Raw genomic sequence first — 23,374 nt, 5'->3', positions numbered from 1 at the left:
GACTGGCCTGCCCACCCCTCAGCGCGCGACCGGTCACGCCCTGGTGATGCGGACCGCGTCGGCGATCACGTATCCCGTGGCGGACGTCCAGCGGCTCACGCCGACCACGTCGTAGGTGCCGGCCGCCAGCGTGTACGTCCCGAGCGCCCGCCACTGCCCGCCCCCCGAGCGCTGGTCGACGACGACCGTCCGGTTGCCGCCCGAGGCCGCCACGATGTACGGGGCCGCGCTGTTGTAGCCGGGATCGGACGGATACCACACCTCGACCCGGTAGGTCCCCGCGCTGGGGATGGCCGCCCGGAACCAGGCGGGGTCGCTGGCCGCCACCGGGTCGGCGAAGCGGTAGTCGGTGCCGTGCCGCTGCCCGGAGTAGGAGGAGGTGCCCCAGTTCGTGCTGGCGGTGAAGCCGGTGCCGGCGTTGTCGACGACGACGCTGAACGTGCCGCCGCCCGCCTCCACGACCCGGCCCGCGCTCGGCGTGCTCTCCTGGTGGGTGCGGTTGAGCGCGCTCACGTAGTAGGTGTAGGCCGACCCGCCGGCGGTCGTGTCCGTGAACGTGGTCTGCCGGGTCGTCGTGACCAGGTTCTGGGCGTCGGCGAAGAAGCACGGGTCGGCCGCGGACCGCGCCCCGTCCACCCGGTAGACCGCGTACGCGGTGCCCGAGCCCGTCCAGGCCAGCCGGACGCCGTCCGAGGCGCGCGCGGCCGAGGTGATCGACGGCGCGCCCGGCGCGCTGCCCGAGCCGCGTGCGGGCAGCAGCGCGGGCCTGGTGTAGTGAGCGTCGACGACCCGGGTGAACGCGCCGATCCTGTCGGCTTTGACGTCCTTGGCGCTGAAGAACACGTCGCCGACCACTTCGGGATGTTTCCTGTTGTCGTGCAGGTGGTCGCTCAGCTCGGCCGGGTCCTGCCAGGCGGCGGCCTCGCCGGACGCGCCCGCCCGGTAGGCGGCCTGGCCGACGACGAGCTGCACGCCGGTGCCGCGTACGACGTCCGACCACCAGGCGGTGAGCACCTCGTACGCGGCGGTGGAGAAGCCGATGTGCCAGTAGATCTGCGGCGAGATGTAGTCGACCCATCCCTGCTTGACCCATTCGCGGCTGTCGGCGTAGATCGCGTCGTAGGACTGCAGGCCCGAGGTGCGCGAGCCGAGCGGGTCGGTGCCGGCGTTGCGCCAGATGCCGAACGGGCTGATGCCGAACGAGACGTGCGGCTTGGCGGCGTGGATGCGCTGGTCGAGCTCGCGTACGAGGAGGTTGACGTTGTTGCGCCGCCAGTCGCCGATGGTGGCGAACCCGGCGCCGTACCTGTCGTACGTGGCCGCGTCGGGGATGGTCTGGCCGCTCACCGGATAGGGGTAGAAGTAGTCGTCGAGGTGCACGCCGTCCACGTCGTAGCGGGATACGGCGTCCATGATCGCGTTCTCGATGAAGGCGCGGACCTCCGGGATGCCCGGGTTGTAGTAGAGCTTGCCGCCGTAGGCGAAGCGCCAGCCGGGGTTCGTGCGCGCGGGGTGCGTGGAGACCAGCCTGCTCGGGTCGTCGTGGTTGGCGATCCGGTACGGGTTGAACCAGGCGTGGAACTCCAGGTTGCGGGCGTGTGCCTCGTTCACCATGAACGCCAGCGGGTCGTAGCCGGGGTCGCGGCCCTGGGTGCCGGTCAGCCACTGCGACCACGGTTCGTGGGGCGACGGCCAGAAGGCGTCGGCCGTCGGCCTGATCTGCACGATCACGGCGTTCATGCGCTTGCGTACGGCCAGGTCGAGCCAGGCCCGGAACTCCGTCTGCTGCGCCGACACGCTCAGCCCGGTGCGGCTCGGCCAGTCGATGTTCGCGACCGAGGAGATCCACATGGCCCTGAGCTGGCGCTTCGGGGTCGCGGGGTCGGTCGCGCAGGCGGCTGCCTGGGCCTCGGGGGTCGGAGCGGGGGCCACGATGCTGACGAGTGCGGCGGTGAGCGCCGCCAGGACGGTACGCAGGAGCGCGGTCACGAAAGGAAGTTTCAGCGCCACTCGGCGAAAGCGCAATAGTTTTCAGGGGCCCAATCTCACGAGCCTCTCGCCTCCCGGAAAGGTGGGGCGAAAAGTTTCACTTAACCGGGAAGTAATGTCAATTATCGACATTAGTCAGGAAGGTGTCGTACCGTGCCCCCGTTACCACCAACGAGGAGCACCCATGACTCTCGCCCGCACGCGATTAGCCGCCCTCGCCACCTCCCTCCTCGCCGTCCTGCTCATCGTCGCAGGTCAACCCGCCGTCGCCACGGCCGAGGAGAACCCGCTCGCCGCCGCGTTCGACCGCGCCGCCGCCGAACACGACGTGCCCCGCGACCTGCTCGTCGCCCTCGCCTACGCCGAGACCCACCTCGACGGGCACGGCGGCGAGCCCAGCGCCAGCGGCGGCTACGGCGTGATGCACCTGGTCAGCAACCCCACCAACCACTCGCTCGAACAGGCCGCCGAGCTCACCAAGCTCCCGGTCGACAAGCTGCGCGCCGACGACGAGGCCAACATCCTCGGCGGCGCCGCCGTCCTGCGAGCCCACGCCGACAAGCTCGGCCTCGACGAGGCGGCCAGGAAGGACATCGGCCGCTGGTACCAGGCCGTGGCCACGTACGGCAACGCGACCTCACCCGAACTCGCCCGCCTGTATGCCGACGCCGTCTACGAAGGGCTGGGCCTCGGCATCGACATCCGTGGCGTGCAGGTCAAGCCGCAGGAGGTCACCGCCGACCGCGGCGACCTCGCCAACGCCCGCGACCTCAACGCAAGCGCCGTGGCCAGCACCGACTACCCGCCGGCCGCCTGGGTCGCGGCCAACTCCGGCAACTACACCGCCTCCAGCCGCGAATCGAGCTACAACATCGACCGGGTGGTCATCCATGTCACCCAGGGCTCGTACGCCGGCACCATCTCCTGGTTCCAGAACCCCAGCGCCAACGTCTCCGCCCACTACGTGGTCAAGTCGTCCAGCGGCGCCATCACCCAGATGGTGCGCGACAAGGACGTCGCCTGGCACGCGGGCAACTGGACCTACAACACCCGCTCGATCGGCATCGAGCACGAAGGCTGGGTCGACGACGCGTCCTGGTTCACCGACGCCATGTACCGGGCCTCCGCCGCCTTGACGCGCCACCTCTGCGACAAGTACGGCATCCCCAAGACCCGGACCGGCATCATCGGGCACAACGAGGTGCCCGGCGCCACCCACACCGACCCGGGCAGGCACTGGAACTGGACCACGTACATGAACTACGTGACCGGTGGTGACGACCCGCCGTCGTGGACGACGACCGTCGACAACGCCACCTCCGGCCAGTTCACCGCCAGCGCCAACTGGGGCACCTCCACCTACTCCAGCCAGCGCCACGGCGCCGACTACCGCTTCGCCGACCCGGTCTCCTCCAGCGACCCGGCCTGGTACTCGGCCACCATCCCCAGCGCGGGCACATACCACGTGGAGGTCTGGTATCCGTCCGATCCCGGGTACAACAGCTCGGCGCCGTACATCGTGGCGACATCGAGCGGCAACCGGACCGTCTACGTCGACCAGAGATCCGGCGGCGGATCCTGGCGCAGCATCGGATCCTTCTCGCTCAACGCCGGCACCTACAACGTCGTGGGCGTGAGCCGGTGGACCTCGGGCACCGGCTACGTCATCGCCGACGCGGTACGGATCAGCCGGAGCTGAAAGCCGTGCGGCTCGTGCCCACTCTGGCGGGGGCACGAGCCGTACGCGGGGCCGGCCCGCTTCAACGGCGGGCCGGCCCCCACGACCCCCTTCGCCCCGCCACGACCGGTCACCCGCTACGGTCGGGAAGATCGCTGGGCCCGCTACGACCAGCGGGTGAGCGCGGCCCGATGCCCGACCTGCGCCCCGCTGTCCGGATCGACGCGAAAGGCCCCCAACAGCGTCGTGGTCTCCAAAGCGGTGGCGGTGCCCCACAACGTTGCACGCCCGTTACCCCCGGCCAGCATGGCGCAGTGGGTCGCGACGACGGCAGCGGCCACCGCCTGCACGGCCGGATAGTCGGGCACCACCCCGGTCCGCTCCCGGTAGGCGGCCACGAAGTCGCGCTCCGACACCCCGGCCGCCGCCTCGCCACCGCCACCCGGGAACCACTGCCCGACCCCGTAAATCCCGTACGGATCGCCGACCACCTCCCCGAACGCCCGCACCCCGGCCGCCACGGCGCAGATCTTCCGCGCGCCAAAGGCCCTCCCGACCACCGCGACATCCTCCTCGAAGGACCCGCAGCACAGCAGGTTCCACCACCCGCCGACGGGCAGCACGTCACCGGGCCCGGCCACGGTCACCGGGATGCCGCGCTCGTTCGCGGCCCGCTCGGCGCCTGCCGCCACCTGTCGCCCGAAACTCCCCCTGCCCGGCACGACCCACAACCGATCTTGCTCGCCCTCCTCGGCAAGTCGCCGCACGAACGGCTCCGCGTACGCGCCGGCCGGTGCCGGGATCGACACGACATGACCGGGATGCGCGGCCTGCACGTCATCACCCGCCCCGCCGTGATTCCACACCAGTAGGTCCAGCTCCGCCGCGACCCGCCCCGCCCTGCGCATGAGATGCGTGGAGTACGGCCCCAGCAGCAGATCGCACCGGCCCGCCAGCCCGCGCAACACCCGCTCCAGCACGTCGGGATCACTGCGATCGTCCTCGACGACCAGTTCCACACCGCCCGCGGCCGCCTGCCACACCTCCAGCCCCAGCCTGGCCTGCTCCCCGAACCGGGCGAACCGCCCGGTCAGTGCGAGCGGAACCCCGATGACCTGCGACGTCATCTCCCCATCATGTAACCCGAGGGTTCCCGTGAAGTGACGGGTGGCAAGCGGACATGCCTCTCCCTCAATCCATTGCGTGACCATACGATGACAACGAGCATTCGCCACGAGTAAGGGGAGAACATCCGTGGGCCGACACGAGGACCCCAACAGCCCCAAGGACACGCCGCTCGACCCCAAGCAGGGAGGTCAGGGCAGCAACGACGACGAGAACAGGACAGGCTCCGGCCAGCACGGCGACGGTCAGGGCGGCAAGAAGTAATGGACCTCGCCGCGCGGATGGAACTGCTGATCGCCGGCCTTGACCCCCTCGGGGACATCAGGGATGTTGTCAAGCAAGCGGTCCGCGCGGTGCCCCGTCACCTGTTCATCCCTGACGTCGGTCTCATCTCACCCCGCAAAACCGGCACCGCGTTCCTGATCGACCGCGACGCCGATCCCACAACCTGGTGGGACATCGTCTACTCCGACACCAGCATCGTCACCCAACTCGACGACGGCGACACCGACCTGAGCGAGATGGCGGGTGACTACACGTCCTCGGCGTCCGCTCCGAGCACGGTCGCCGACCTGCTGAACCTGCTGGAACCCTGTCCCGGCCACCGAGTGCTCGACATCGGCACCGGCACCGGCTGGACCGCTGCCCTGCTGTCTCATCTGGTCGGTGACCACGGTGAGGTGACCACGGTCGAGGTGGACTCCGCCGTCGCCGGACAGGCCGCCAAGAACCTCGCCGCCGCCGGTGCCAAGCCTCATCTGGTCGTCGGTGACGGCGCCGCCGGGTGCCCGCAGCGGGCGCCGTTCGACCGGATCCACGTCACGTGCGGCGTCCGGACCGTTCCGTACGCCTGGGTCGAACAGTCACGGCCGGGCGCGGTGATGGTGATGCCGTACTGCCCGGGGTTCGGCACCAACCACGCGTTGCGGCTCGTGACCATGCCCGACGGTACGGCGATCGGCCGCTTCCCCGGCTTCGCCTCGTACATGCTGATGCGCTCTCAACGCGGCACCCCTGACCGTCCGCCGCGCGGTCCTGAGGACAAGCACCACCTGACCACTCGCATCGACCCGCGCACGATCGCTCACGCTCCTGTCGGCGCAGATCTGGCCATCTCGGCACTGACCGGCCTGACCTCCAACGGCAGCGGCGAACCGGACGAGGACGGCGACCTGTACCGGTTGTGGGTGTCGGACCCCGCCGACCCGTACTCGTGGGCGGCGGCGGACTGGCGTCCGGACACCGCGCGGTACAAGCTCTACCAGGTAGGTGAGCGGGCTCTGTGGGACGAGGTCGTGGACGCCTATTTCCGGTGGGTGAGCTGGGGCGAGCCGGGGCGCGACCGGTTCGGCATGACGGTCACGCCCGAGGAACAACGCCTCTGGCTCGACTCCCCGGACCACGTGGTGGCACAGCGTCCCGCTTAGAAGTCGAATTCGCCGAGCTTGGCGCCGCTTCGTCGCAGCCGGGACTACACAGAGCGACGAACAACTCACTGAGCTGGGTCTCGACTGGGCCGCCTGCGACTTATGCGTTCGCGAGCTGTCGGTGATGCACTGTTAGAGACTCGACTTCAGTGGTGTCGTTGTCGATGACGAGATCGACGCGGAACCGGACTCCCATTGCCCCACCGAGGCGCAGCAGTGTCGCTATATCCGGGATGCCGCCACCGCCCTCGATGCGAGAGAGGGCGGGTTGGGACATCCCAGAGCGCTCCGCTACGACCTTCTGCGACAGGCCTCGGCGCTTACGGATCTCACGTAGCTGGTCTCCGAGCTCCAGGTCACGGCCCGCCTCCTCGTATTCGGGGTGAGGCTGCGCATCCGCGTGCATCTCGCGCAGACGCTTGGCCTTGTAGGTTTCCCAACGGCTGTGACCCATCATGCGCTCCTCTCGAACACGTGTGTGGTGGTTAGATCGTGCTCTGTCTCATACCGCTTCTTGGCAACGATCGATCGGTCGATGTCGGCGGTCTGCGTCGCGTGTCCTCTGCCCGCGGTTTTTCGCTGGGCTGATGGTCGGTGCCAGGCAGCCCAGGATTCCCTTCGGAGGCTAAAAGTCGAATTCGCCGAGCTTGGCGCCGCCTACGAAGGCGCGGAAGACGTCGCCGCGCAGGATCATGGGCGGGACGTCGGGTTGCTCGGAGTCGCGGATCGCGTATCGGTCGCCGCTCAGCTTGGCCGCGTAGAGGCAGTCGCCGCCGCTTGAGCCGGAGAGAGTAGATTTGGTCCACCGCGCGGTGTTCAGTTCGGCGTGTAGCTCGCCACTGATCTTCATGCCTTACCCACCTCACGTCCTTATCTCGCGGGCTGCTGACCGTGGGAGTTGGGGAGGGATGTGGGCCGTGCGAGGCGGCCCGCATCCTGTTCATCTCCGGTTCGGCTCGGAGCCTGGATACCCTTCGGGGTCAGAAGTCGAATTCGCCGAGCTTGGCGCCGCCGATGAAGGCGCGGAAGACGTCGCCGCGCAGGATCATGGGCGGGATGTCGGGTTGCTCGGAGTCGCGGATCGCGTATCGGTCGCCGCTCAGCTTGGCCGCGTGGACGCAATTGCCGCCCTGGGAGCTGGAGAGCGTGGATTTGGTCCATTGCACACTGGCAAGTTCGGCACGCAGTTGGTCACTGACCTTCATATTCTTGCAGCCACCTCACGTATCAGTCGTCGGCTCACGTGTACGGGATGCGCCCATTTGTGAATCACGTCATATCTTAGACCAACTCGTCGCACCGCCTCCGTGTGAGCGGTTATAGAGCCAAGTGCGGCATCTTCGAGGTGGACATGATCCGGCATGGCATCACCCTGGGCTAGAGCGAAGCCTCCGACCAAGCCCGCCGTGGCGCCTACGTCAAGCGGAACGACCTGGAGAGAAATATTGGGCCGCTCGTCCATTGCGAGCAAGTGCTCCAGCTGCTCACGCATCACATCCGTCCCACCGATAGGGCGGAGAAGCACGCATTCGTCGATCAAAGCCCAATACATCAGCGGATCCTTGCGTTCCCACACCGACTGCCGTCGTAGCCGTGTTGCGAGGGCTTCCTCCCTCCACTGATCAGTCATGCCCGGTTCGGCGGCAAAAAGAGCTTGTGCGTAGCGAGACGTCTGGAGAAGCCCCGGGATGACGAGAGGTTCCCATGAACGTATGGTGTGGGCGTTTTCCTCCACCTTAGGCCATTCCTTGAACCACTTCGGTGTGGACATGACCCTTGCGTTTGGTAGCAGGCGAAAAAGCTCCCCGTTGAGTCCCAAAGCTGCTTCAGCCGCGAGGGTGAAGCCCTTGGTCGGCCGTCTCTTGCCGCGCTCGATCAGCCCGACCAGACTTTCGCTGCATGAGAGAAGCTCCCCCAAGGCGGCTTGGGAGAGGCCGGCGGCGTTCCGTGCATTTTTCAGTACGGCACTGTACGCGGGTGTTTCCGCAGCTGAGGGCTCAGAGGGCTGGTCCACAGTCATGCCACGCCTTTCTCTGCTGATGCATCCGCACGGACAGCCGATGGTCAGGTCTGTCTGGACACGGACGGTTGCCGACTGATTACAAAATAGCGCTGCTGTGCCACCCTGGAAAGCCATGGGCCGAAGAAGTGAGCGGACCCAGACAGGTCCTCACTTTTTTGTGCGGCCCTGGAAATGGCATATCAGGTAAAGGTGGTGGATGTGTGTCCACAGGAACCGCGCCCACGAAGCGGCCAGGCATAGTCCTATGGAGAAGTGCGACGTTGCGTCGCGGGGACCGTACCTCGTGGCAGGCGCGCCAGGCGGTCGGACTGTGGCTCGCCGACGCTTCCGCCGCCGTGCGGGTCGATGCGCTCCAGATCGTCGCCGAGTTGGTGGCCAACGTCATCCAGCACGTGCCAGGAGGGCCGGGGCGCGACTGGGTGAGGCTGCGACTGGGGTTCGGCGCCGGTTCCGTACGCCTGGAGGTGATCGACCCGGGCACCCTGGCGTCGGCACCGTGCTTCGTGCCCCTCCAAGCGGGGTCCATGGAGGAGGCAGGTCGTGGGCTCGGCATCGTGGCCGGGCTCAGCTCCCGATACGGCACGTACGTCATCAGGGGTGGTCACCGCGTCGTCTGGGCCGACCTGGCGAGTGCCGGCGCCGTGCCCGAGACGTGATGGGCAGGAGATTCCAGGGCTGGACGATCATGGAAGGGGCCGGCGGCGGCTATATCGCCTTCCGCGCTGTCCTGGTGCCCCCTGGCCATGGGCTTTCCAACGTGCGGTGCGGTGCGACGCTGGCCGAACTGTACGAGCATCTGGAGCAGGAATCCCGCTCGCAGGCGATGCGCGCGAGTCGGCCGCCGGAAACCTCGCCGGTCCGTCGCGGTCGGGCAGGGATTGCCGCATCCAGTGGACGGCAATGACCTTGCGGGGGAAAGTGTTGCGTAATGTCCGGGAAATGTCCTGGCGCTGACCTGTGCCCGCAATTCTGCATTCGGTAGCTTTATAACCGCCTGAAAGGTGTAACAGCAGGGGCAACACTCGGCAAGGGGGCAATATTCACATGTCTGTGAAAAGATCTGTCACCGCGACCCTCGCGGCGGCCGTCATGGCGTTGACGATGGCGCCGGCGTCGGCGAACGCGGCGGCGGCGCGGCAGAGGTGTAATGACATCTCCGGCTCGCCTCTCTGCATCGTGGTCGGCGGGGTGAATAAGACGACATTCATCAGGACCTACTATCACAAGCGAAGCGGCCCGAAGCGTTACGTCGGGCTCTATGTCGCGCTATGCGACACGGCGGGGCGACGGGTCTTCAACGGATATGTCAGCGCCGGCCAGGTCGTGACCGGCGGAGTGACGCGCTGGGTCAGCAGCGGCGGCTGCTACATCGGCTTCATGCGGATCGGCAACGCGCAATACACCACGGGGCGGCTGATCGTGAGATAGGCAGGGCTCCTACCAGCGGATCAGCACAGCGGCGCGGTGCCCGTTACGGGCGCCGCGCCTTCGCGGCCCTACGAGCCGTAGATGACCGACAGGAAGCGCACCAGCACCGCCTCCCTGGCCGGAGCGGGCAGCGCGTCCAGGACGGCGTTGACCGTGGCCATCTCCGGCTGCCCCGCCCCCGGCCGCAGGTCCACGCCCACCGACGCGGCCAGCTCCGCGAACTCGGCGTCGTCCAGCGCCTCCAGGTCGAGCCCCGCCACCAGCTCCACCAGCCCGCCGGGCAGCACGACCGGGCCGCGCAGCCGGGCGGCCTCGGCCGACTCGGCGATGACCTTCAGCATGGCCTCCACCCCCGCCATCGTCACCCCGGTGACCGTGATGTGCAGGTTGGCCGGGATGCCGGCGTAGGAGAGCTGCGGTTGCAGGAACCAGCCCCGCGCCCGCGCCTCGTCCGCCAGCACGAACACGTCGATCCCGTCCCCGGCGAACGCCACCAGCGACGACTCGGGCTCGCCCAGCACGCGGAGCCCGGGGAGCGCGGAGATCCCCTCGCGCAGCCTGGCCGTCGCCTCCAGCGTGGCCCGGCCGAGCTCGACGTACCCCTGCATGCCGAGCGCCTGCAGTGTGGCCCACGCGCCGCCGAGCGGGCCCGCCGACCTGGAGCTCTGCACGGTCGCGTTGATGATCGTGTAGCCGGGCCAGGCGGCCGAGGCGAAGTACGCCCTGCGCCGCATCGCCGGGTCGGCGAACAGCACCACGGAGGCGCCCTTGGGGGCGTACCCGAACTTGTGCAGGTCGCAGGAGAGGGACGTGACCCCGGGCACGGACAGGTCGAACGGCGGGACCGCCGCGCCCGCCTCCCGTAACCACGGCAGCAGCCACCCGCCGACGCACGCGTCCACGTGGCACGGAACGCCCGCGCGGGCGGCCACGGCGGCGACCTCCTCGATCGGGTCGATCACTCCTTGGGGGTAGGAGGGCGCGGACGCGACCACCAGGATCGTGTCCGCGCCGATCGCGGCCTCGACGTCGCGGGCCCGCACCTTGTACGTCGCGAGGTCCACGGGCACCGGCACCACCTCGATCCCGAGGTAGTGCGCCGCCTTGTGGAAGGCCGGGTGGGCGGTGACCGGCAGCACGAGGTTGGGGCGGGAGCTCCGGGCGGCGTCGCGGGCGGCCTTGACCGCCAGCATGATCGACTCGGTGCCGCCGCTGGTGAAGATGCCGTGGCCGCCGCCGAGCAGGTCCGCGACCGCGCCGACGACCTGCCGCTCCATCTCGACCACGCTGGGGAACGCGGTCGGGTCGAGGCAGTTGACCTCCAGCATCTCGGCGTACGCCCGCGCCGCGGCCTCGCCGATCTCGGCCCGCCCGGTGTCGTAGACGTACGTGGTCACCTGGCCGCCGCGCACCGGTAAGTCGTTGACCTTGAGTTTGGCGATCTCGCTCAGCAGGTCCTCGGCCGTCCGTCCGGTCAGGGGGAGGTTCACGCGGGCTCCTTCGGGGCGAAGCTCACCGGGGGTCGCCAGGCAGGCCGAGCATGCGGTGCAGGGTCAGATGCAGGTGGGCGCGGAATCGGCGCAGCGCGGCCCGGTCGCCGGCTCCTCTGCGTCGGCCCTGGTCGTCGAGCACCCCGCCCTTGACGAAGCCGTGCACGGACCAGACGACCGTCCACATCGCGTATTCGAGGTCCACTCTCGCGTCGATCAGCCCCGACTCGGCGATGGGCCGCATGGTGGCGGCGACCGCGGCGAAGAGCGGCTGCACGTAGCGGCGCTCCAACTCGGTGATGTCGCCCGCGTCGGAGAGCCATCGGTGCATCCACAGGGCGGGCACCTCGGGGTTGTCCACGCAGAAGTCGAGGTAGTCGTCGACCAGCCGGTGGATCCCGGCGGCGGGGTCGTCGCCGGGCAGGCGGTCGAGCGCCTGCTCCAGGGCCGCCTTCTCCGCCAGGTGCGCGCGTTCCATGACGGCGAGGTAGAGCTCGCGCTTGCCGCCGACGTGGTAGTTGACGGTGGCGATGTTGAGCCCGGCCGCGTCGGCGATCTGGCGCGTCGAGGTGCCGTCGTAGCCCAGCGCGGCGAACAGCTGCGTCGCGACCTTGAGGATCAGCGCGACCTGTGCGGTCTCGGCAGGTGGCATGCTACCGAACGTAGTTCGGCTGGCACACCTCAGTCAATCACTTGATGGAGAATCTACCTGGGCCGCCGCCCCTCCACACCTTCACAGGGACATGTGCGGCACGGATCGGCTGCGCTTGCTGTCAAAACGCCAGCATATCCTGGCGTTTTGACAGACTGCCTGGTCAGGGGCCTATGGAGTGCGCGCTTCACCTGGGTGCCGGGTACGACTCCAAGGCGCGTATGACCAAAAGGTGCTCTAGGTTGCTCGCAGTGCGCCGGAGACGGACCGACCGGCAGACTCACCACAACATCGCGGCTGGCGCGGCATGCGCAGGCTTCTCTTCATGGCACGAACGGCGATAGGTGAGGAAGCGCCCTTCCCGCCGCTTCAACAACAGCGGTCGCAGCAGAAAGGTCGTCGCGAACAGTGTCCTCGTCTATCCAAGTGGACGGCGTTGGATATTCGCTTTCGTGGCGGGTCGTGCGAATACGGTCGATCGGCCGGAGGATCGCGCCCATGGACGCGCCGAACTGCGCCCGAGCGGCATGTTGGACCGCAAGATGGCCGCCGGTCGTCGTCGCACGTAGGCCCTGCATCTGCAGAAGCGCCGCCAAAGACTTACGTACCGCGTCGTGCAGGGCCGCATAGGCAAGATGTGGATCCGTGCTGGCCAGCGTCTCGGCGCTGACCAGGTGCTGGCGGGCGGTAGTGATCATCCGTTCGGCGAGTTCGGTGTCCGCGATGACCTGGGTGAGTTCGCGTCGTTGTAGCATGCCGACAATTTCTTCCCGCCCCCGTTCCCAACTCGTCATTCGTTGTCTCCACCGGGAATCGCTACGTTCGCCAGCGGGCGCTTGTGAAGCTCACGGATGAATCCGTCTTCGTTCGCTTCCCACCGGGTGGGGGTGATGACCACGGGGTTGACCTCGCGGGCAAGCCTTGAACCCGCGCGTCTCGTGGCGTCGTGGAGATCGTCACGATCCGGGCGGCCGACGACTAGGAGGTCGATGTCCACTGGCGCGGGACCGGCCTCTCCGTGTATGCGTGCCGCCCATGAGCCGAAGATGGCAGCCTCTTCAATGCCTTCGATGTCGGCCAGTTCCTCGGCGAGGACTTGTACTGGGCCCAAGGTGATCGTGACCAGATCGCGCAACGGCTTGTAGAAAGGGGCCGTCTCATTGGCGTGCACCAGTTTGGTACGGCCGACATACCGGCTACCGAGTACCGCGGCTTGTTCCAGCCTGGATACCTCGCGCGCCATTGTGCCACTGTCGGTTTGAGCAATCGTGGCCAACTCGCTGACTGAGGTCTCCCCGCCGCCCAAGTACGTGTGGGTGAGCACCGTGCACGTGATCTTGGAGCGGAAGATGGGAAAGACAGGAGGCGGAGGATGTTGCATGCCTGCGTCCTTGGTCGAGGGCATGCGTGACATGTGGATCACGCTCTGTAGTTTACTGTCAAAACGCCAGCATATCCTGGCTTTTTGCCAGAATACCTGGTCGGGTCCGCCAGCAGGCCCCACGCCTCCCTCGGCACCGGCGCGGTCCTGCCGGGGCCGGCCGACTCCAGTAACACGTCGAGCAGCTCGTCACCGTGCTCCGCGCGGTAGGCGCGCGGATAGGCCCGCAACAACCTGCGGTAGCGGCGCTCCAGAGCGCTCATGGCGGGCGCGGGCGGGGCGGCGGTCATGTGCTGGACGGCCGCAGCACGAGCGAGGCGGCCTCCTGCATCCGCCTCGCCTCCGCCTCCACGAGCGCCTGGCCCTCGTCGGTGATCCTGAAGTAGCGGCGGTTGCGGCCGTTGACCGTCTCCTCGCGGTCGACGGTGATCACTCCACGCTCGTTCAGCCGCTCCAGGATGCCGTAGAGGGTGCCGACCGACGGCTGCACCCTGCCCGCGGACAGCTCCTTGATCGACTTGCTGATCGCGTGTCCGTGCAGCGGGCCCGCGCGCAGGGCGGTGAGCACGAAGTACATCGGCTCGCTGACTTCAGATGTTCCCCTCGGCATGGGGCGACAGTATTCCGTTCAACGGAGCGTGTGCAACGCCCCCGCCCATGTCACGAGCAGCGCTCGCCGTTCAGGTGGAAGACCTCCGGGGCCGGATTCGGGCCCGTGGCGCCGGTGCCGGCGAACCCGAACGTCACCGACCTGCCCGGCTTGATCCGGTCGTTCCAGCCCAGCCCCGTGGCCGTCACCACCGAACCCGACTGCGCCAGCTTCGCGCCCCAGCCCTCCTTGACGCGCTGGCCGCCGAGCCACGACCAGCGCAGGCTCCAGCCGTCCACGCTCTGCCTGCCGGTGTTCTCGATCACCACCTGGGCGATGAACCCGCCCGGCCACGAGCCGTGCCCCGAGTAGCGCACCCGGCACTCGGAACGCCCGCCGTCGTCCGCCAGGAACGCCGACACCCAGGCCAGCGGGGCGTTCCAGTTGATGGTCAGCTCGTTCGTGGCCCACGACTCGATGTCGTCGATGTAGCAGAACTGCGGCTCGCAGCCCTGCAGCAGGCGTTGCGCGATCGGGTCCTGGATGGCGGAGTTGGGGCCGCCGGCCAGCGTGCCGCGCGGCGGGTTGGGCAGGGCGGGGTCGAGCTGGCGGGCGTACCAGCGGCTGTGCTGGTTCTTCGAGGCCACCTCGCCGTAGCCGGTCACGTACGACTGGTTGAGCGCGTTACGGCCCAGGAGGTAGTCCATGCCCTCGCGTACGGCCGCCCGGTACTTCTCCCGCCCCGTCAGGTCGTAGGCCGTGGCCACGACGACCAGGTTGTTCAGCACCAGGTTGTTGGAGCCCCAGTCGAAGTCCGGCGGGTTGTACGGCAGCCCGTACGGGTGCGCCTTCTGCACGGCGAGATACTTCTCCGCCCCCTCGACAACCGACCTGCGCACCCGGCCACGGTCGGGGATCGTGTTCGGCACGGTCGCCAGCTCCAGCCGGCCCAGCTGCGCGGTGTTGCCCCAGTCGAACCCGCGATCGCGCCAGACGTCGCCGGTGTGGTGCGGCGACCCCAGCACGAACTCCTGGAACTCCTCCTCGCCCGTCGTGATGAACAGCTCCGCCGCCGCCCAGTAGAACTCGTCGCTCACGTCGGCGTCGTTGTAGGCGCCGCCGCCGACGCCGTCCGCCGGGTCGGCGTACCGCTCCGGGTTCGCCTTGGCCGCCGCCCACGCCTTGCGGGCCGCCTCCAGGTTCCTGGCGGCGAACGCGGCGTCGTACGGTGCGAACAGCCGCGCCGCCTGCGCCGCCGTCGCGGCCAGGTTGAGAGTGGCGGCGGTGGACGGCGGGTGCAGCTCGCGCGGCTGCGGGTCCAGGTGCGGCAGCAGCGGCAGCCCCGTCCAGTTCTGGTCGTGGATCTTGTGGTGGGCCATCCCCGCGTACGGCTCGCCGTCCGGCACCTGCATGCTCAGCAGGAACTCCTGCTCCCAGCGGGCCTCGTCCAGCACGTCGGGGACGCCGTTGCCGCTCTCCGGGAGGTCGAGCTGCCCGTCCTCGAACGCCGCCTTGTTCCGTTCGTACGCCGACATGAGCTGGTGGACCGAGATGCCGCCGTTGACGACGTACTTGCCGTGGTCGCCGGCGTCGTACCAGCCGCCCTTGACGTTCAGCGTGTAGTCGCAGACGCCCGGCTGGCACGGCACCTCGACGTCGCCCTGGTTCGGCGCGACTCCGGCGTGGCCGGCCGGCCTGCCGTAGCCGGGCCGGAGGGCGTCGAGGATTTCGATGCCGCTGCGCTGCGTGTAGTAGAACTTCAGCGCGTCGACCGGCAGCTCGTCGTAGAGGCCGGCATCGATGTCGAACGGCCGGCTCGTCTCGCCGTCCGCCGTCACCGTGTAGCCCTTGCCCGGCTTGCGGTAGGAGCTGAAGTCGAGGGTGTGCACGTTCTCGCCGGAGCTGGCGTCCACGCCTCTCGGCGTGGTCCTGCCTCTGGCGACGGTCTCCTTCTCGGCGTTCCTGAGCTCCCACTCCAGTGCCGTGGTCCCGGTGGTGACCACGGTGGCCCTCTTGGGGCCCGCCGGGAGGTAGCCGACCATGTTCACGCGCACGCGCGGTCCGGTGTCCGGCTCGTACTCCTCCGGCTCGGCCCCGCCCTTCAGCGAGACGTCGTCCATGCAGAACCTCCATGGCTCGGCGCTGCCGCCCAGCTGGAAGACGACCTGGGCGTCAGGCAGCGACACGGGTGCGGTGAACGTGTAGGAGTAGTCGTTCCCCGAGACGCTCAGCTCGAGGGCGGCTGACAGGTACTGCGTCCACGGGTCCACCGGGAGCTGGATCAGCGCGCGGCCGACCTTGGCGGGGGTCGCCGAGGCGGCGAAGCGGTACGCGTACGTCTCGCCCTCCACCAGCGGGATGCCGTCCTGGCCGATGATCACGTCCCACGGGTTGGCGGTGCCGCCGGGGATGTCGGCGCACAGCCGGCCCTCGTCCACGGCGAGGGTGAGGTTGGCGGTGCCCCACCAGGGAGCGGTGCCGGCGTCGAAGGCGCCGTTCACGATCTGCTCGGGTCCCTCGTCGGCGTGCGCCGCCGTGCCCGGGTACGCGGCCGGGGACAGGGCGACCATGGTGAGGAGGGCCAGTAAGGCGGCCCGGCATCGGGTCATGGAGGTCCTCCGATGGAGTGGGAGCGCTCCCAAAAAGGGCGCGCCCCGATAGTGCTTGCCCGAAGCCGCCACGTCAACGCCCCGGCGCGCCCTGGCACCATCAGCCACGCAAGGCCCTGAAACTTTCATCCGTCCCGCGCCGTTCGCACGAGGGCACGGCCGCCCCGAGCCGGCCTGCCAGTTCCCCGGCGCGGCGGCGGTCGTAGGGCACCGCCAGGCGCTCGGCGGCCGACCTGGCCTCGGTCGCCGCCTTCCTGGCCGCGCGCTCCCTGCCGGCGGCGGCCAGCACGAGCGCTCGGGCCCAGCCGATCCTGGCCGCCGCGCCGGGCGTGCGTGACAGGTAGCCGGCCAGGTGGGCGTGGAGCCGGCGCACGGCCGCACGATCCGGCCACGGCGCGAGCTCCCACACCACCTCGGCGAGCCCCGCCCAGCACTCGAACATGCCGGGCTGCGCGGCCGGCAACCCCTCCGCCAGCCGCAACGCCTCTTCCAGCGCGGCCCGTGCCACTGCCGGAGGGTTCTGCGGCCGCGCTTCCACGGATGGCGGGGGTCCTTCCGCCGTGGGGGCGCGGAGGGCGAGGCGGGCCGCGACGGTCAGGAGGCGCATCTCCTGGACCGCCTGCCTGACCGGCCCGTCACGGAGACCCAGCTCGCTCTCATGCGTACGGCGCCGGTCGGCCGACGCGCGGGCGCCCGCCAGCACCTCGCCGATCCGCTCCGCCGCCACCCCGTCCATCCGCAGCAGCGCCTCCGCCCGTCCCGTCAGGCACCAGTGGCGGCCGATGTCGTCCCCGCCCACGCGCCTGACGGCCAGCTCCTCCGTCGTGGCGAACAACTCCGCCGCCTCCGCGAAGTCCCCCCGCCACAGGGCGGTCTCCGCGAGCATGCCCGCGCAGTGCTCCGCGATCCTGGGGTCGAGCGTCCTGGCCCGGCCCTCGGCGAACGATCTCCTCGCCTCCACGAACGCGCCCGCATGGAGCTGGTCGAGCCCTCTGGCCAGCCGGGCGCGGTTCGCGGCGTCCGTCGGGCGCCGGATGACGGCGAGCGCGCGGTCGGCGAGCACGCCGTAGCGGGCGGCCAGCCGGTGGCGTCCGGCGATCCGGACGATCGTGGTGAAGTTCGCGTAGGCCTCGGCTCTCAGCGCGGGGTCGGTGGCACGTTCCGCGGCGTTGAGCTGGCGGAGCGAGGTGGCCAGCATGGTGGGGAGGTCCTGCTGGAAGTACGCGAGCCTGGCGAGCAACGTCAGCGCCTGCGCGGCCTCTGGACCGGCGGCGTCCGCCCGCTCCCACGGCAGCAGGCGGTGCACTGCCTGCCGGACGGCGGCGGCCAGCGCGGCGGCCGCGAGACCGGCAGGCGAGGCGGGCAGCGGCTCGCCCAAGGTCTCCAGCGCCTCCCTGGCCAGGCGGGTGGCCTCGGCCTCCCTGGCGAGCTGGTGCGCGCTCACCGCCGCCATCCAGAGCCGGCGGGCACGCAGGTGCGGGGCCTCACACGTACGGGAGAGGTGGCGCAGGACGATGGCGCCCGACTCCTCGTACAGGCGTAATCGCAGGCAGAGCGTCCAATAGTGGTCCAGGAAGCGGGGTTCGCCGGACGCGGCCCAGGCCAGCCGGATGTTGTCCAGCTCGGGGCCGAGCACGCGGGTGACCTCCGTGTCCGAGGCGTCCTGGAGCGCGGCGGCGTGCTGGTCGAGCAGGCGGGCGAAGTGGGCGGCGTGCCGCCTCCGTACGGTCATGCACGTCCCGGGGTCCTCCTCCAGGTGGGAGGCGGCGAACTGCTGGATGAGCGGGTGGAGGGCGTACCTGCCTGAGGGGGTGAGGGTGATCATGCTGTGGTCCACGAGGTGGACCAGCACCTGAGGGGTGGTCCCGGCGACCTCCAGCGCCGCGCCCAGCGTGCACCCGCCGCGGAACGTCGACAGCGCCGCCAGCGCCCGCTGCCCCGCCGCGTCCAGCAGGCGCCAGGACGTCTCGAAGACCGTGCGCATGCAGGCGTGCCGCGGGCGGGCGGCGGGCCCGGCGGCGGTCAGCAGGCCGGTGTCCACGCCCAGGCGCTGGGCCAGGTCCGCGATCGGCACGGCCCGCAGCAGGCCGGCGGCCAGCTCGATGGCCAGCGGCAGCCCGCCGGTGGTGGCGCAGATCGCGGCCACGAGTGGCGCCTCGCGATCGGGGTCGAACGCCGGCCGGGCCGCCAGCGCCCGCGCCGCGAACAGGGTTTCCGCTGCCGGCGGCGCCAGCCCCGCCACGTGTACGGCCACCTGTCCGGGCACGTCGAGCCGCCGCCGGCTCGTCGCCAGGACCCGCACCCCGGGAGCCACGCGAAGGACCTCGCCGATGACCGCGTCGAAGGAGGGAAGGTGTTCGAGGTTGTCCAGCACGAGGAGGAACGAGCGCCGGGCAAGGGCCGACAGCAGGAGCTCCAGGGCGGGACGCGGAGGCGAGAGGTCGACGCCGAGGCGGCGGGCCAGCATGGTGACGGCCGCCTCCTCCCGCACGCCGGCGAACGACACGAACGCCGTCTCCGCCCCGGCGTCCGAGGCGGCGACCGGGGCGGAGTCCGGCCCGGCGTTCTGGACAGCGTGCGGCCCGGCGTGTGGGGCGGCGTCCGAGGCGGCGGCGATGGCCAGGCGGGTCTTGCCCACGCCGCCCGGCCCGAGCAGGGTGACCAGGCGCTCGCGGGCCAGCAGCCGCCGCAACCGCCGCACGTCGGCGTCCCGGCCGATCAGCTCCGCGCCGGGCACAGGCGGCGCCGCGCGGCGGGGCTGCCGGGGCCGTGGCACGAGCTCCCGCCGGACGGCCAGGGTCTCGGGGGCGGGTTCGACGCCCAGCTCGGTGGCCAGCCGCCGGCGCAGCTCCTCGTAACAGGCCAGCGCGCCGGCCCGGTTGCCCGCCCTGGCCAGCGACGTGATGAGCAGCCTGTGCGCCTCCTCGTCGTACGGATCCAGCGCGGCCACGACCCGCGCCAGCCGGAGCACCTCCGCGGAACCCCCGGGCGCGGAACGTACGAGCAGGTCCCGCAGGAGCGTGCGCACCCGTACCCGCTCCGACTCCAGCCATCCGGAGAAGGCGGGGGCGTCGCAGAAGGAGACGCCGTCGAGGAACTCGCCGCGCCACAACGGCAGCGCCTCGGCCACCGCCTGGGCCTGGACGAGCCGGCGGTGGTCCACGAAGCAGCCGTCGTTCTCGCGCAGGCACACGTGGTCCCGGGAGATGTCGAGCCAGCGGCCCACCTCCCTGCGCAGCTCGGTGAGCGCGAGGCGCAGGCTGCCCCTGGCGTTGGCGTCGGGGCGCTCGCCCCACAGCAGCCCGGCCAGCTCGGCCCGCGAGCGCGGCCCGGGCGTGGCGGCGAGGTAGCAGAGCAGGGCTCTGGACTTGGCGGAGCGGATGCCCACGGGCTCCCCTCCGATGGCCAATTCCGGCGTGCCGAGCAGCAGGAGCGTCAGCGAGTCCCCCATAGCGGGCAGGCTAGGCGCGATCCGTTCCTCTGACTGTGCCAAACGCTACGGATGGAGTGTGCTCTGCACTACTGACCTGGGCGCTCACGATGCGCTCACGCCGCCTTCCGCACTCTGACGGCGCGTTCCGCGAAGGTCGCGAAACGTCAGCACATCGAGGAGAAGGCAGCATGCGCTCTCACAAACTGATCGCCGCGTTCGCCCTGGCCCTGGGCATGGCTGCGCCCGCGGTGCTGGTGGCCGGCCCGGCCACCGCCATGGCCACGTCGTGCCTGGTGGAGCTCTACGACATCGACGCCGGCAACGTGGCAGAGCAGGACGGGCGGGACGAGCTCCGTTTCCTGGTGCAGGGCAACCTGTTCCCCAACAACGGCGCCCACAACATGAGAAGCGGGGACGACGCGAACCCGAGCGACTTCGGCCACCCGACCGGGGCGATCAACAACGGCCTGAACGTGGCCTTCAACCTGCGCGAGGTCACGCGGCCGGCCCTCGGGCAGGGCGACAGTCTCGGTTCGGCGGTCGCCGAGGCCGCCACCTGCACCGGGCTCAGCGTCGGTCAGACCCACATCGACACGGACATCATCTCCGGGACGGACGAGACGGCGTACTCGTACACCGTCAAGCTCAAGCTGACCGGGCTGTAGCCGTACCTGACGCGGGCCCCGCCGGACCTCCGGCGGGGCCCGCGATGGGCGACGGGTCAGGGCGCGGCGGGCCGCCACATCGGCCAGAACACCGCGCCGTCCGGCAGCGCGAACGTGCCGCGCCCCTGATAGCCGTTCCTGGCGTACAGGTCGCGCTTGCGCGGGTCGTTGGCCTCCAGTTCGCCCGCATGGGAAGACGACACGAAATCCCAGGTCATAGCCGGTATTGGGCTTGATGTCCGACACCGGGTACGGTCGGTCCCATGGGCGCCTTCCTTACGGGATCCGCGGTGCTGGCCACGCTGGTCGCAGTGTCGGTCGCGTGCGCCGGGGCCGTGCCCGCCGTACGCGAGGCGAAGGCGCCGGTCGCCGCGTCGGCGGAATCGTCGCCCACCGGGCGCGGAGGCCCGCTGGCGGGGAAGACCGTGGTGATCGACCCCGGCCACAACGGCCTCAACGCCGCGCACCGCGAGGAGATCGACCGCCTGGTCGACGTCATCACCGGCCGCAAACCCTGCAACACGATCGGCACCCGGACCCGCTCCGGCTACCCCGAGCACGCCTTCACCTGGGACGTCGCCGCCCGGCTCAAGCCGCTGCTGGAGGAGATGGGGGCCGAGGTCGTGCTCACCCGGCCCGACGACAAGGGCGTCGGCCCCTGCATCACCGAACGGGCCGCCATCGGCAACGAGGCCAGGGCGGACGCGGTCGTGTCCATCCACGGTGACGGCGCCGCCGAGAGCGGGCGCGGCTTCCATGTGATCATGCCGGGGCTGATCGCCGGGCACAACGACGCGATCATCAGGCCGTCCCGGCGGCTGGGGCTGGCGATCCGCAAGGCGTACCGGGTGGGCACGCGCATGCCGTACGCCACCTATGCCGGGCGCGACGGCCTGCAGACCCGCACCGACCTGGGCGGGCTCAACCTGTCGAAGCGGCCGGCGGTGTTCATCGAGTGCGGCAACATGCGCAACAGCCGCGACGCCGCCAGGATGTCCAAGCCCGCCTTCCGCGAGCGCATCGCCACCTCGCTGGCGGCCGGGCTCAGGCAGTATCTGCGCTAGCGGGGCCGTAGCCGCGCAGGAACGCCGTGACGGCCGCCTCTGACAGCTGCCGGAGATCGGCCTCCGTGTAGTGGTCGTGGCCGCCCCAGAACATCACCTTGTTCAGCGGTATCCACAACAGCAGGCCGACGAAGTGCTCGGCGGCCTGCTGCGGGTCGTCGAGGCGGAGCAGGCCGCGCTGCGCCAGCCGCTCGAAGGAGCCGGCCAGGGTGTCGAGCGAGCGCTGGAAGCCCTGCTCGTACCAGGTGCGGCCGAGGTCGGGGAAACGTTCGGCCTCGGCGATCACGAGCCGCCGCAGCCGCAGCACCTCGGGACGCAGGATGGCCCCCAGGAACCGCCTGGCCAGCTCGCCCAGGCCCGCGCGCAGGTCGGCGGTGTCGTCGAGGGCCGTCGTGACCATCTTGGCCAGCTCTTCGATCTGGCCGGTGGTGTCAAGGACGATGCTCGCGAACAGTTGCTCCTTGTCGGTGAAGTGTTTGTAGACCGTCTGCTTCGACACCGCGGCCAGTGCGGCCACCTCGTCCATGCTCGTGCCCACGTAGCCGTTGCGCAGGAACACCGGCCGCGCCGCCTCCAGGATCTGCCTGCGCTTGCGTGCCGTACGGCTGTCCACTTCCGCTGCCATGACCGCCCTCTCTGATCGACGAGAAGAGAGTACTAGACAGTTCCGTACTGATGTCAGTACTGTACCGTCTAGTTCCAACCAGGGGAGTTGACGATGAGCGACCTTCAGAAGCAGGTGCAGGAGGCGGCCGACAGGCTCGTCGAGTCAGGCGAGGAGCGCGGGCTCCAGGTGGCCGTCTACCGGGACGGCGTGCAGATCGTGGACGTGGTCGCGGGCGTGGCCGACCCGCAGACCGGGCGGCCCGTCACCCCGGACACGCCCTTCTACAACTACTCGATCGGCAAGGGTGCCACCGCCACCATCGCGCACCTGCTGGTCGAGCGGGGCCTGTTCGGCTATGACACGCCTGTGGCCGAGCTGTGGCCGGAGTTCGCACGGCACGGCAAGCACGGCGTGACCGTGCGCCACGTGCTCTCGCACACCGCCGGAGTGCCCGGCGTGCCGCTCGACACCACGCCCGAGGACGCCTGCGACTGGGGCACGATGGTGGCCGCGCTGGAGGACGCCGAGTTGTGGTGGGAGCCGGGCACCAAGGTCGGCTACCACGCCTACACGTTCGGCTACCTGGTGGGGGAGATCGTCCGGCGGACCACCGGCAAGCCCATCTCGCAGGTGTTGCTGGAGGACGTGGCGGAGCCGCTGGGCGTGGCCGGCGAGCTCTATTTCGGGGTGCCGGAGAAGGAGCACGCCCGGCTGGCCCGGCTGGAGGACGCGCCGATGGACATGTCGGCGTTCGGGGAGATGCCGGCGGACCTGCCGATGTTCAGGGCCGGGCCGATGGAGCTGATGCCGGGGGCCGAGCTGGGCAACCGGTCCGACTATCTGTCGGCCGACATCCCGGCGGGCGGCAAGACCTCGGCCAGGGCCATCGCCCGCATGTACGCGGCGCTGCTCGGAGAGGTGGACGGGGTCCGGCTGATCACGGAGGAGCGGCTGCGGGAGGCGACGGCGGTCGTGTCGAGCGGCGTCGACGAGGTGTTCGGCATGCCGTCGACCTGGGGTCTGGGTTACGGCATCGGCGGGCCCACCTCGACGGCGGAGGAGCAGCCGACGGTTTTCGGGGTGCCTGGGGCGGGCGGCAGCGCGGCGTACGCCGACACGGCGACCGGCACCGCCTTCGCGCTGACGAAGAACCGGCTCACCGGCGACTTCGCGGCGGTCGGGCTGATCGGCGACATCGTCGCCAAGGGCTGACC

General features: G+C 70.0%; 24 protein-coding genes. 8 read left to right on the top strand and 16 right to left on the bottom strand.

Annotated elements, in window-relative coordinates; genetic code table 11:
* Nucleotides 1–33: 33 nt before the first annotated feature.
* Nucleotides 34–1,989, bottom strand: a complete 1,956-nt coding sequence (locus ABGA98_RS20185; RefSeq protein ID WP_347619879.1) for a family 10 glycosylhydrolase — start codon at nucleotides 1,987–1,989, stop codon at nucleotides 34–36.
* A gap of 184 nt (nucleotides 1,990–2,173) precedes the next feature.
* On the opposite strand from ABGA98_RS20185, the gene ABGA98_RS20180 reads away from it, so the two are divergent.
* On the top strand, nucleotides 2,174–3,688 hold the full coding sequence (locus ABGA98_RS20180; RefSeq protein WP_347619878.1) for an N-acetylmuramoyl-L-alanine amidase: 1,515 nt from the start codon (nucleotides 2,174–2,176) through the stop codon (nucleotides 3,686–3,688).
* Nucleotides 3,689–3,831: 143 nt separating this feature from the next.
* On the opposite strand, the gene ABGA98_RS20175 is transcribed toward ABGA98_RS20180, so the two are convergent.
* Complete coding sequence (locus ABGA98_RS20175; RefSeq protein WP_347619877.1) at nucleotides 3,832–4,794, bottom strand: ABC transporter substrate-binding protein; 963 nt, start codon at nucleotides 4,792–4,794, stop codon at nucleotides 3,832–3,834.
* A gap of 127 nt (nucleotides 4,795–4,921) precedes the next feature.
* Here ABGA98_RS20175 and ABGA98_RS20170 point away from each other — a divergent pair, with 127 nt between their 5' ends.
* Nucleotides 4,922–5,056 (top strand): hypothetical protein, encoded by a 135-nt coding sequence (locus ABGA98_RS20170; protein WP_347619876.1) that lies wholly within the window; start codon nucleotides 4,922–4,924, stop codon nucleotides 5,054–5,056.
* Entirely contained in the window at nucleotides 5,056–6,219 is a 1,164-nt protein-coding gene (locus ABGA98_RS20165; protein ID WP_347619875.1) for a methyltransferase domain-containing protein, read from the top strand. Before ABGA98_RS20170 ends, ABGA98_RS20165 begins: the two co-directional genes overlap by 1 nt.
* A 100-nt stretch (nucleotides 6,220–6,319) precedes the next feature.
* On the opposite strand, the gene ABGA98_RS20160 is transcribed toward ABGA98_RS20165, so the two are convergent.
* From ABGA98_RS20160 to ABGA98_RS20145, 4 genes are all read right to left on the bottom strand, one after another.
* Nucleotides 6,320–6,673 carry a helix-turn-helix transcriptional regulator gene (locus tag ABGA98_RS20160; RefSeq protein ID WP_347619874.1) on the bottom strand — a complete coding sequence of 118 codons (354 nt, stop codon included), beginning with the start codon at nucleotides 6,671–6,673 and terminating at the stop codon, nucleotides 6,320–6,322.
* 171 nt (nucleotides 6,674–6,844) lie between these two features.
* The gene (locus ABGA98_RS20155) at nucleotides 6,845–7,069 is read right to left on the bottom strand and encodes a DUF397 domain-containing protein (protein WP_347619873.1); all 225 of its coding nucleotides are present in this window, start codon (nucleotides 7,067–7,069) and stop codon (nucleotides 6,845–6,847) included.
* Nucleotides 7,070–7,199: 130 nt separating this feature from the next.
* A complete protein-coding gene (locus ABGA98_RS20150) occupies nucleotides 7,200–7,424 on the bottom strand; it encodes a DUF397 domain-containing protein (protein WP_347619872.1) in 225 nt (74 codons plus the stop codon).
* Nucleotides 7,421–8,239 (bottom strand): helix-turn-helix transcriptional regulator, encoded by an 819-nt coding sequence (locus tag ABGA98_RS20145; protein WP_347619871.1) that lies wholly within the window; start codon nucleotides 8,237–8,239, stop codon nucleotides 7,421–7,423. The genes ABGA98_RS20150 and ABGA98_RS20145 overlap by 4 nt, the downstream gene beginning before the upstream one ends.
* A gap of 263 nt (nucleotides 8,240–8,502) precedes the next feature.
* Between ABGA98_RS20145 and ABGA98_RS20140 the strand changes: the two genes are divergently transcribed.
* Nucleotides 8,503–8,898, top strand: coding sequence for an ATP-binding protein (locus ABGA98_RS20140; protein WP_347619870.1), 396 nt, complete (start codon nucleotides 8,503–8,505; stop codon nucleotides 8,896–8,898).
* A gap of 388 nt (nucleotides 8,899–9,286) precedes the next feature.
* A complete protein-coding gene (locus ABGA98_RS20135) occupies nucleotides 9,287–9,670 on the top strand; it encodes a hypothetical protein (protein ID WP_347619869.1) in 384 nt (127 codons plus the stop codon).
* 68 nt (nucleotides 9,671–9,738) lie between these two features.
* Here the strand turns inward: ABGA98_RS20135 and ABGA98_RS20130 are convergent, their stop codons facing one another.
* The 8 genes from ABGA98_RS20130 to ABGA98_RS20095 all read right to left on the bottom strand — a co-directional run bounded on the left by ABGA98_RS20130 (nucleotide 9,739) and on the right by ABGA98_RS20095 (nucleotide 19,842).
* Nucleotides 9,739–11,160: an aspartate aminotransferase family protein gene (locus ABGA98_RS20130; RefSeq protein WP_347619868.1), complete on the bottom strand. Its 1,422-nt coding sequence runs from the start codon at nucleotides 11,158–11,160 to the stop codon at nucleotides 9,739–9,741.
* Nucleotides 11,161–11,182: 22 nt separating this feature from the next.
* Complete coding sequence (locus tag ABGA98_RS20125; protein WP_347619867.1) at nucleotides 11,183–11,812, bottom strand: TetR/AcrR family transcriptional regulator; 630 nt, start codon at nucleotides 11,810–11,812, stop codon at nucleotides 11,183–11,185.
* 323 nt (nucleotides 11,813–12,135) lie between these two features.
* A complete protein-coding gene (locus ABGA98_RS20120) occupies nucleotides 12,136–12,606 on the bottom strand; it encodes a hypothetical protein (RefSeq protein WP_347619866.1) in 471 nt (156 codons plus the stop codon).
* A complete protein-coding gene (locus ABGA98_RS20115; RefSeq protein WP_347619865.1) occupies nucleotides 12,603–13,235 on the bottom strand; it encodes a nucleotidyltransferase domain-containing protein in 633 nt (210 codons plus the stop codon). Before ABGA98_RS20115 ends, ABGA98_RS20120 begins: the two co-directional genes overlap by 4 nt.
* A complete protein-coding gene (locus ABGA98_RS20110; protein ID WP_347619864.1) occupies nucleotides 13,232–13,483 on the bottom strand; it encodes a hypothetical protein in 252 nt (83 codons plus the stop codon). Before ABGA98_RS20110 ends, ABGA98_RS20115 begins: the two co-directional genes overlap by 4 nt.
* On the bottom strand, nucleotides 13,480–13,803 hold the full coding sequence (locus ABGA98_RS20105; protein ID WP_132511346.1) for a PadR family transcriptional regulator: 324 nt from the start codon (nucleotides 13,801–13,803) through the stop codon (nucleotides 13,480–13,482). The genes ABGA98_RS20110 and ABGA98_RS20105 overlap by 4 nt, the downstream gene beginning before the upstream one ends.
* 50 nt (nucleotides 13,804–13,853) lie before the next feature.
* Nucleotides 13,854–16,352 carry a glycoside hydrolase family 9 protein gene (locus tag ABGA98_RS20100; RefSeq protein WP_347619988.1) on the bottom strand — a complete coding sequence of 833 codons (2,499 nt, stop codon included), beginning with the start codon at nucleotides 16,350–16,352 and terminating at the stop codon, nucleotides 13,854–13,856.
* A gap of 139 nt (nucleotides 16,353–16,491) precedes the next feature.
* Nucleotides 16,492–19,842, bottom strand: a complete 3,351-nt coding sequence (locus ABGA98_RS20095) for a BTAD domain-containing putative transcriptional regulator (protein WP_347619863.1) — start codon at nucleotides 19,840–19,842, stop codon at nucleotides 16,492–16,494.
* Between the two features lie 170 nt (nucleotides 19,843–20,012).
* On the opposite strand from ABGA98_RS20095, the gene ABGA98_RS20090 reads away from it, so the two are divergent.
* Entirely contained in the window at nucleotides 20,013–20,489 is a 477-nt protein-coding gene (locus tag ABGA98_RS20090; RefSeq protein ID WP_347619862.1) for a hypothetical protein, read from the top strand.
* A 56-nt stretch (nucleotides 20,490–20,545) separates the two neighbouring features.
* On the opposite strand, the gene ABGA98_RS20085 is transcribed toward ABGA98_RS20090, so the two are convergent.
* Nucleotides 20,546–20,707: a hypothetical protein gene (locus ABGA98_RS20085; protein WP_347619861.1), complete on the bottom strand. Its 162-nt coding sequence runs from the start codon at nucleotides 20,705–20,707 to the stop codon at nucleotides 20,546–20,548.
* 45 nt (nucleotides 20,708–20,752) lie between these two features.
* On the opposite strand from ABGA98_RS20085, the gene ABGA98_RS20080 reads away from it, so the two are divergent.
* The gene (locus tag ABGA98_RS20080) at nucleotides 20,753–21,553 is read left to right on the top strand and encodes an N-acetylmuramoyl-L-alanine amidase (protein WP_347619860.1); all 801 of its coding nucleotides are present in this window, start codon (nucleotides 20,753–20,755) and stop codon (nucleotides 21,551–21,553) included.
* Here ABGA98_RS20080 and ABGA98_RS20075 read toward each other — a convergent pair.
* Nucleotides 21,534–22,178: a TetR/AcrR family transcriptional regulator gene (locus ABGA98_RS20075; protein WP_347619859.1), complete on the bottom strand. Its 645-nt coding sequence runs from the start codon at nucleotides 22,176–22,178 to the stop codon at nucleotides 21,534–21,536. The genes ABGA98_RS20080 and ABGA98_RS20075 overlap by 20 nt on opposite strands.
* A 93-nt stretch (nucleotides 22,179–22,271) precedes the next feature.
* On the opposite strand from ABGA98_RS20075, the gene ABGA98_RS20070 reads away from it, so the two are divergent.
* Complete coding sequence (locus ABGA98_RS20070) at nucleotides 22,272–23,372, top strand: serine hydrolase domain-containing protein (protein ID WP_347619858.1); 1,101 nt, start codon at nucleotides 22,272–22,274, stop codon at nucleotides 23,370–23,372.
* Nucleotides 23,373–23,374: the final 2 nt, after the last annotated feature.

Source organism: Nonomuraea sp. B1E8, from assembly GCF_039871515.1.
GTDB lineage: Bacteria > Actinomycetota > Actinomycetes > Streptosporangiales > Streptosporangiaceae > Nonomuraea.
This window is presented reverse-complemented; position numbering and strand designations above follow the sequence as displayed.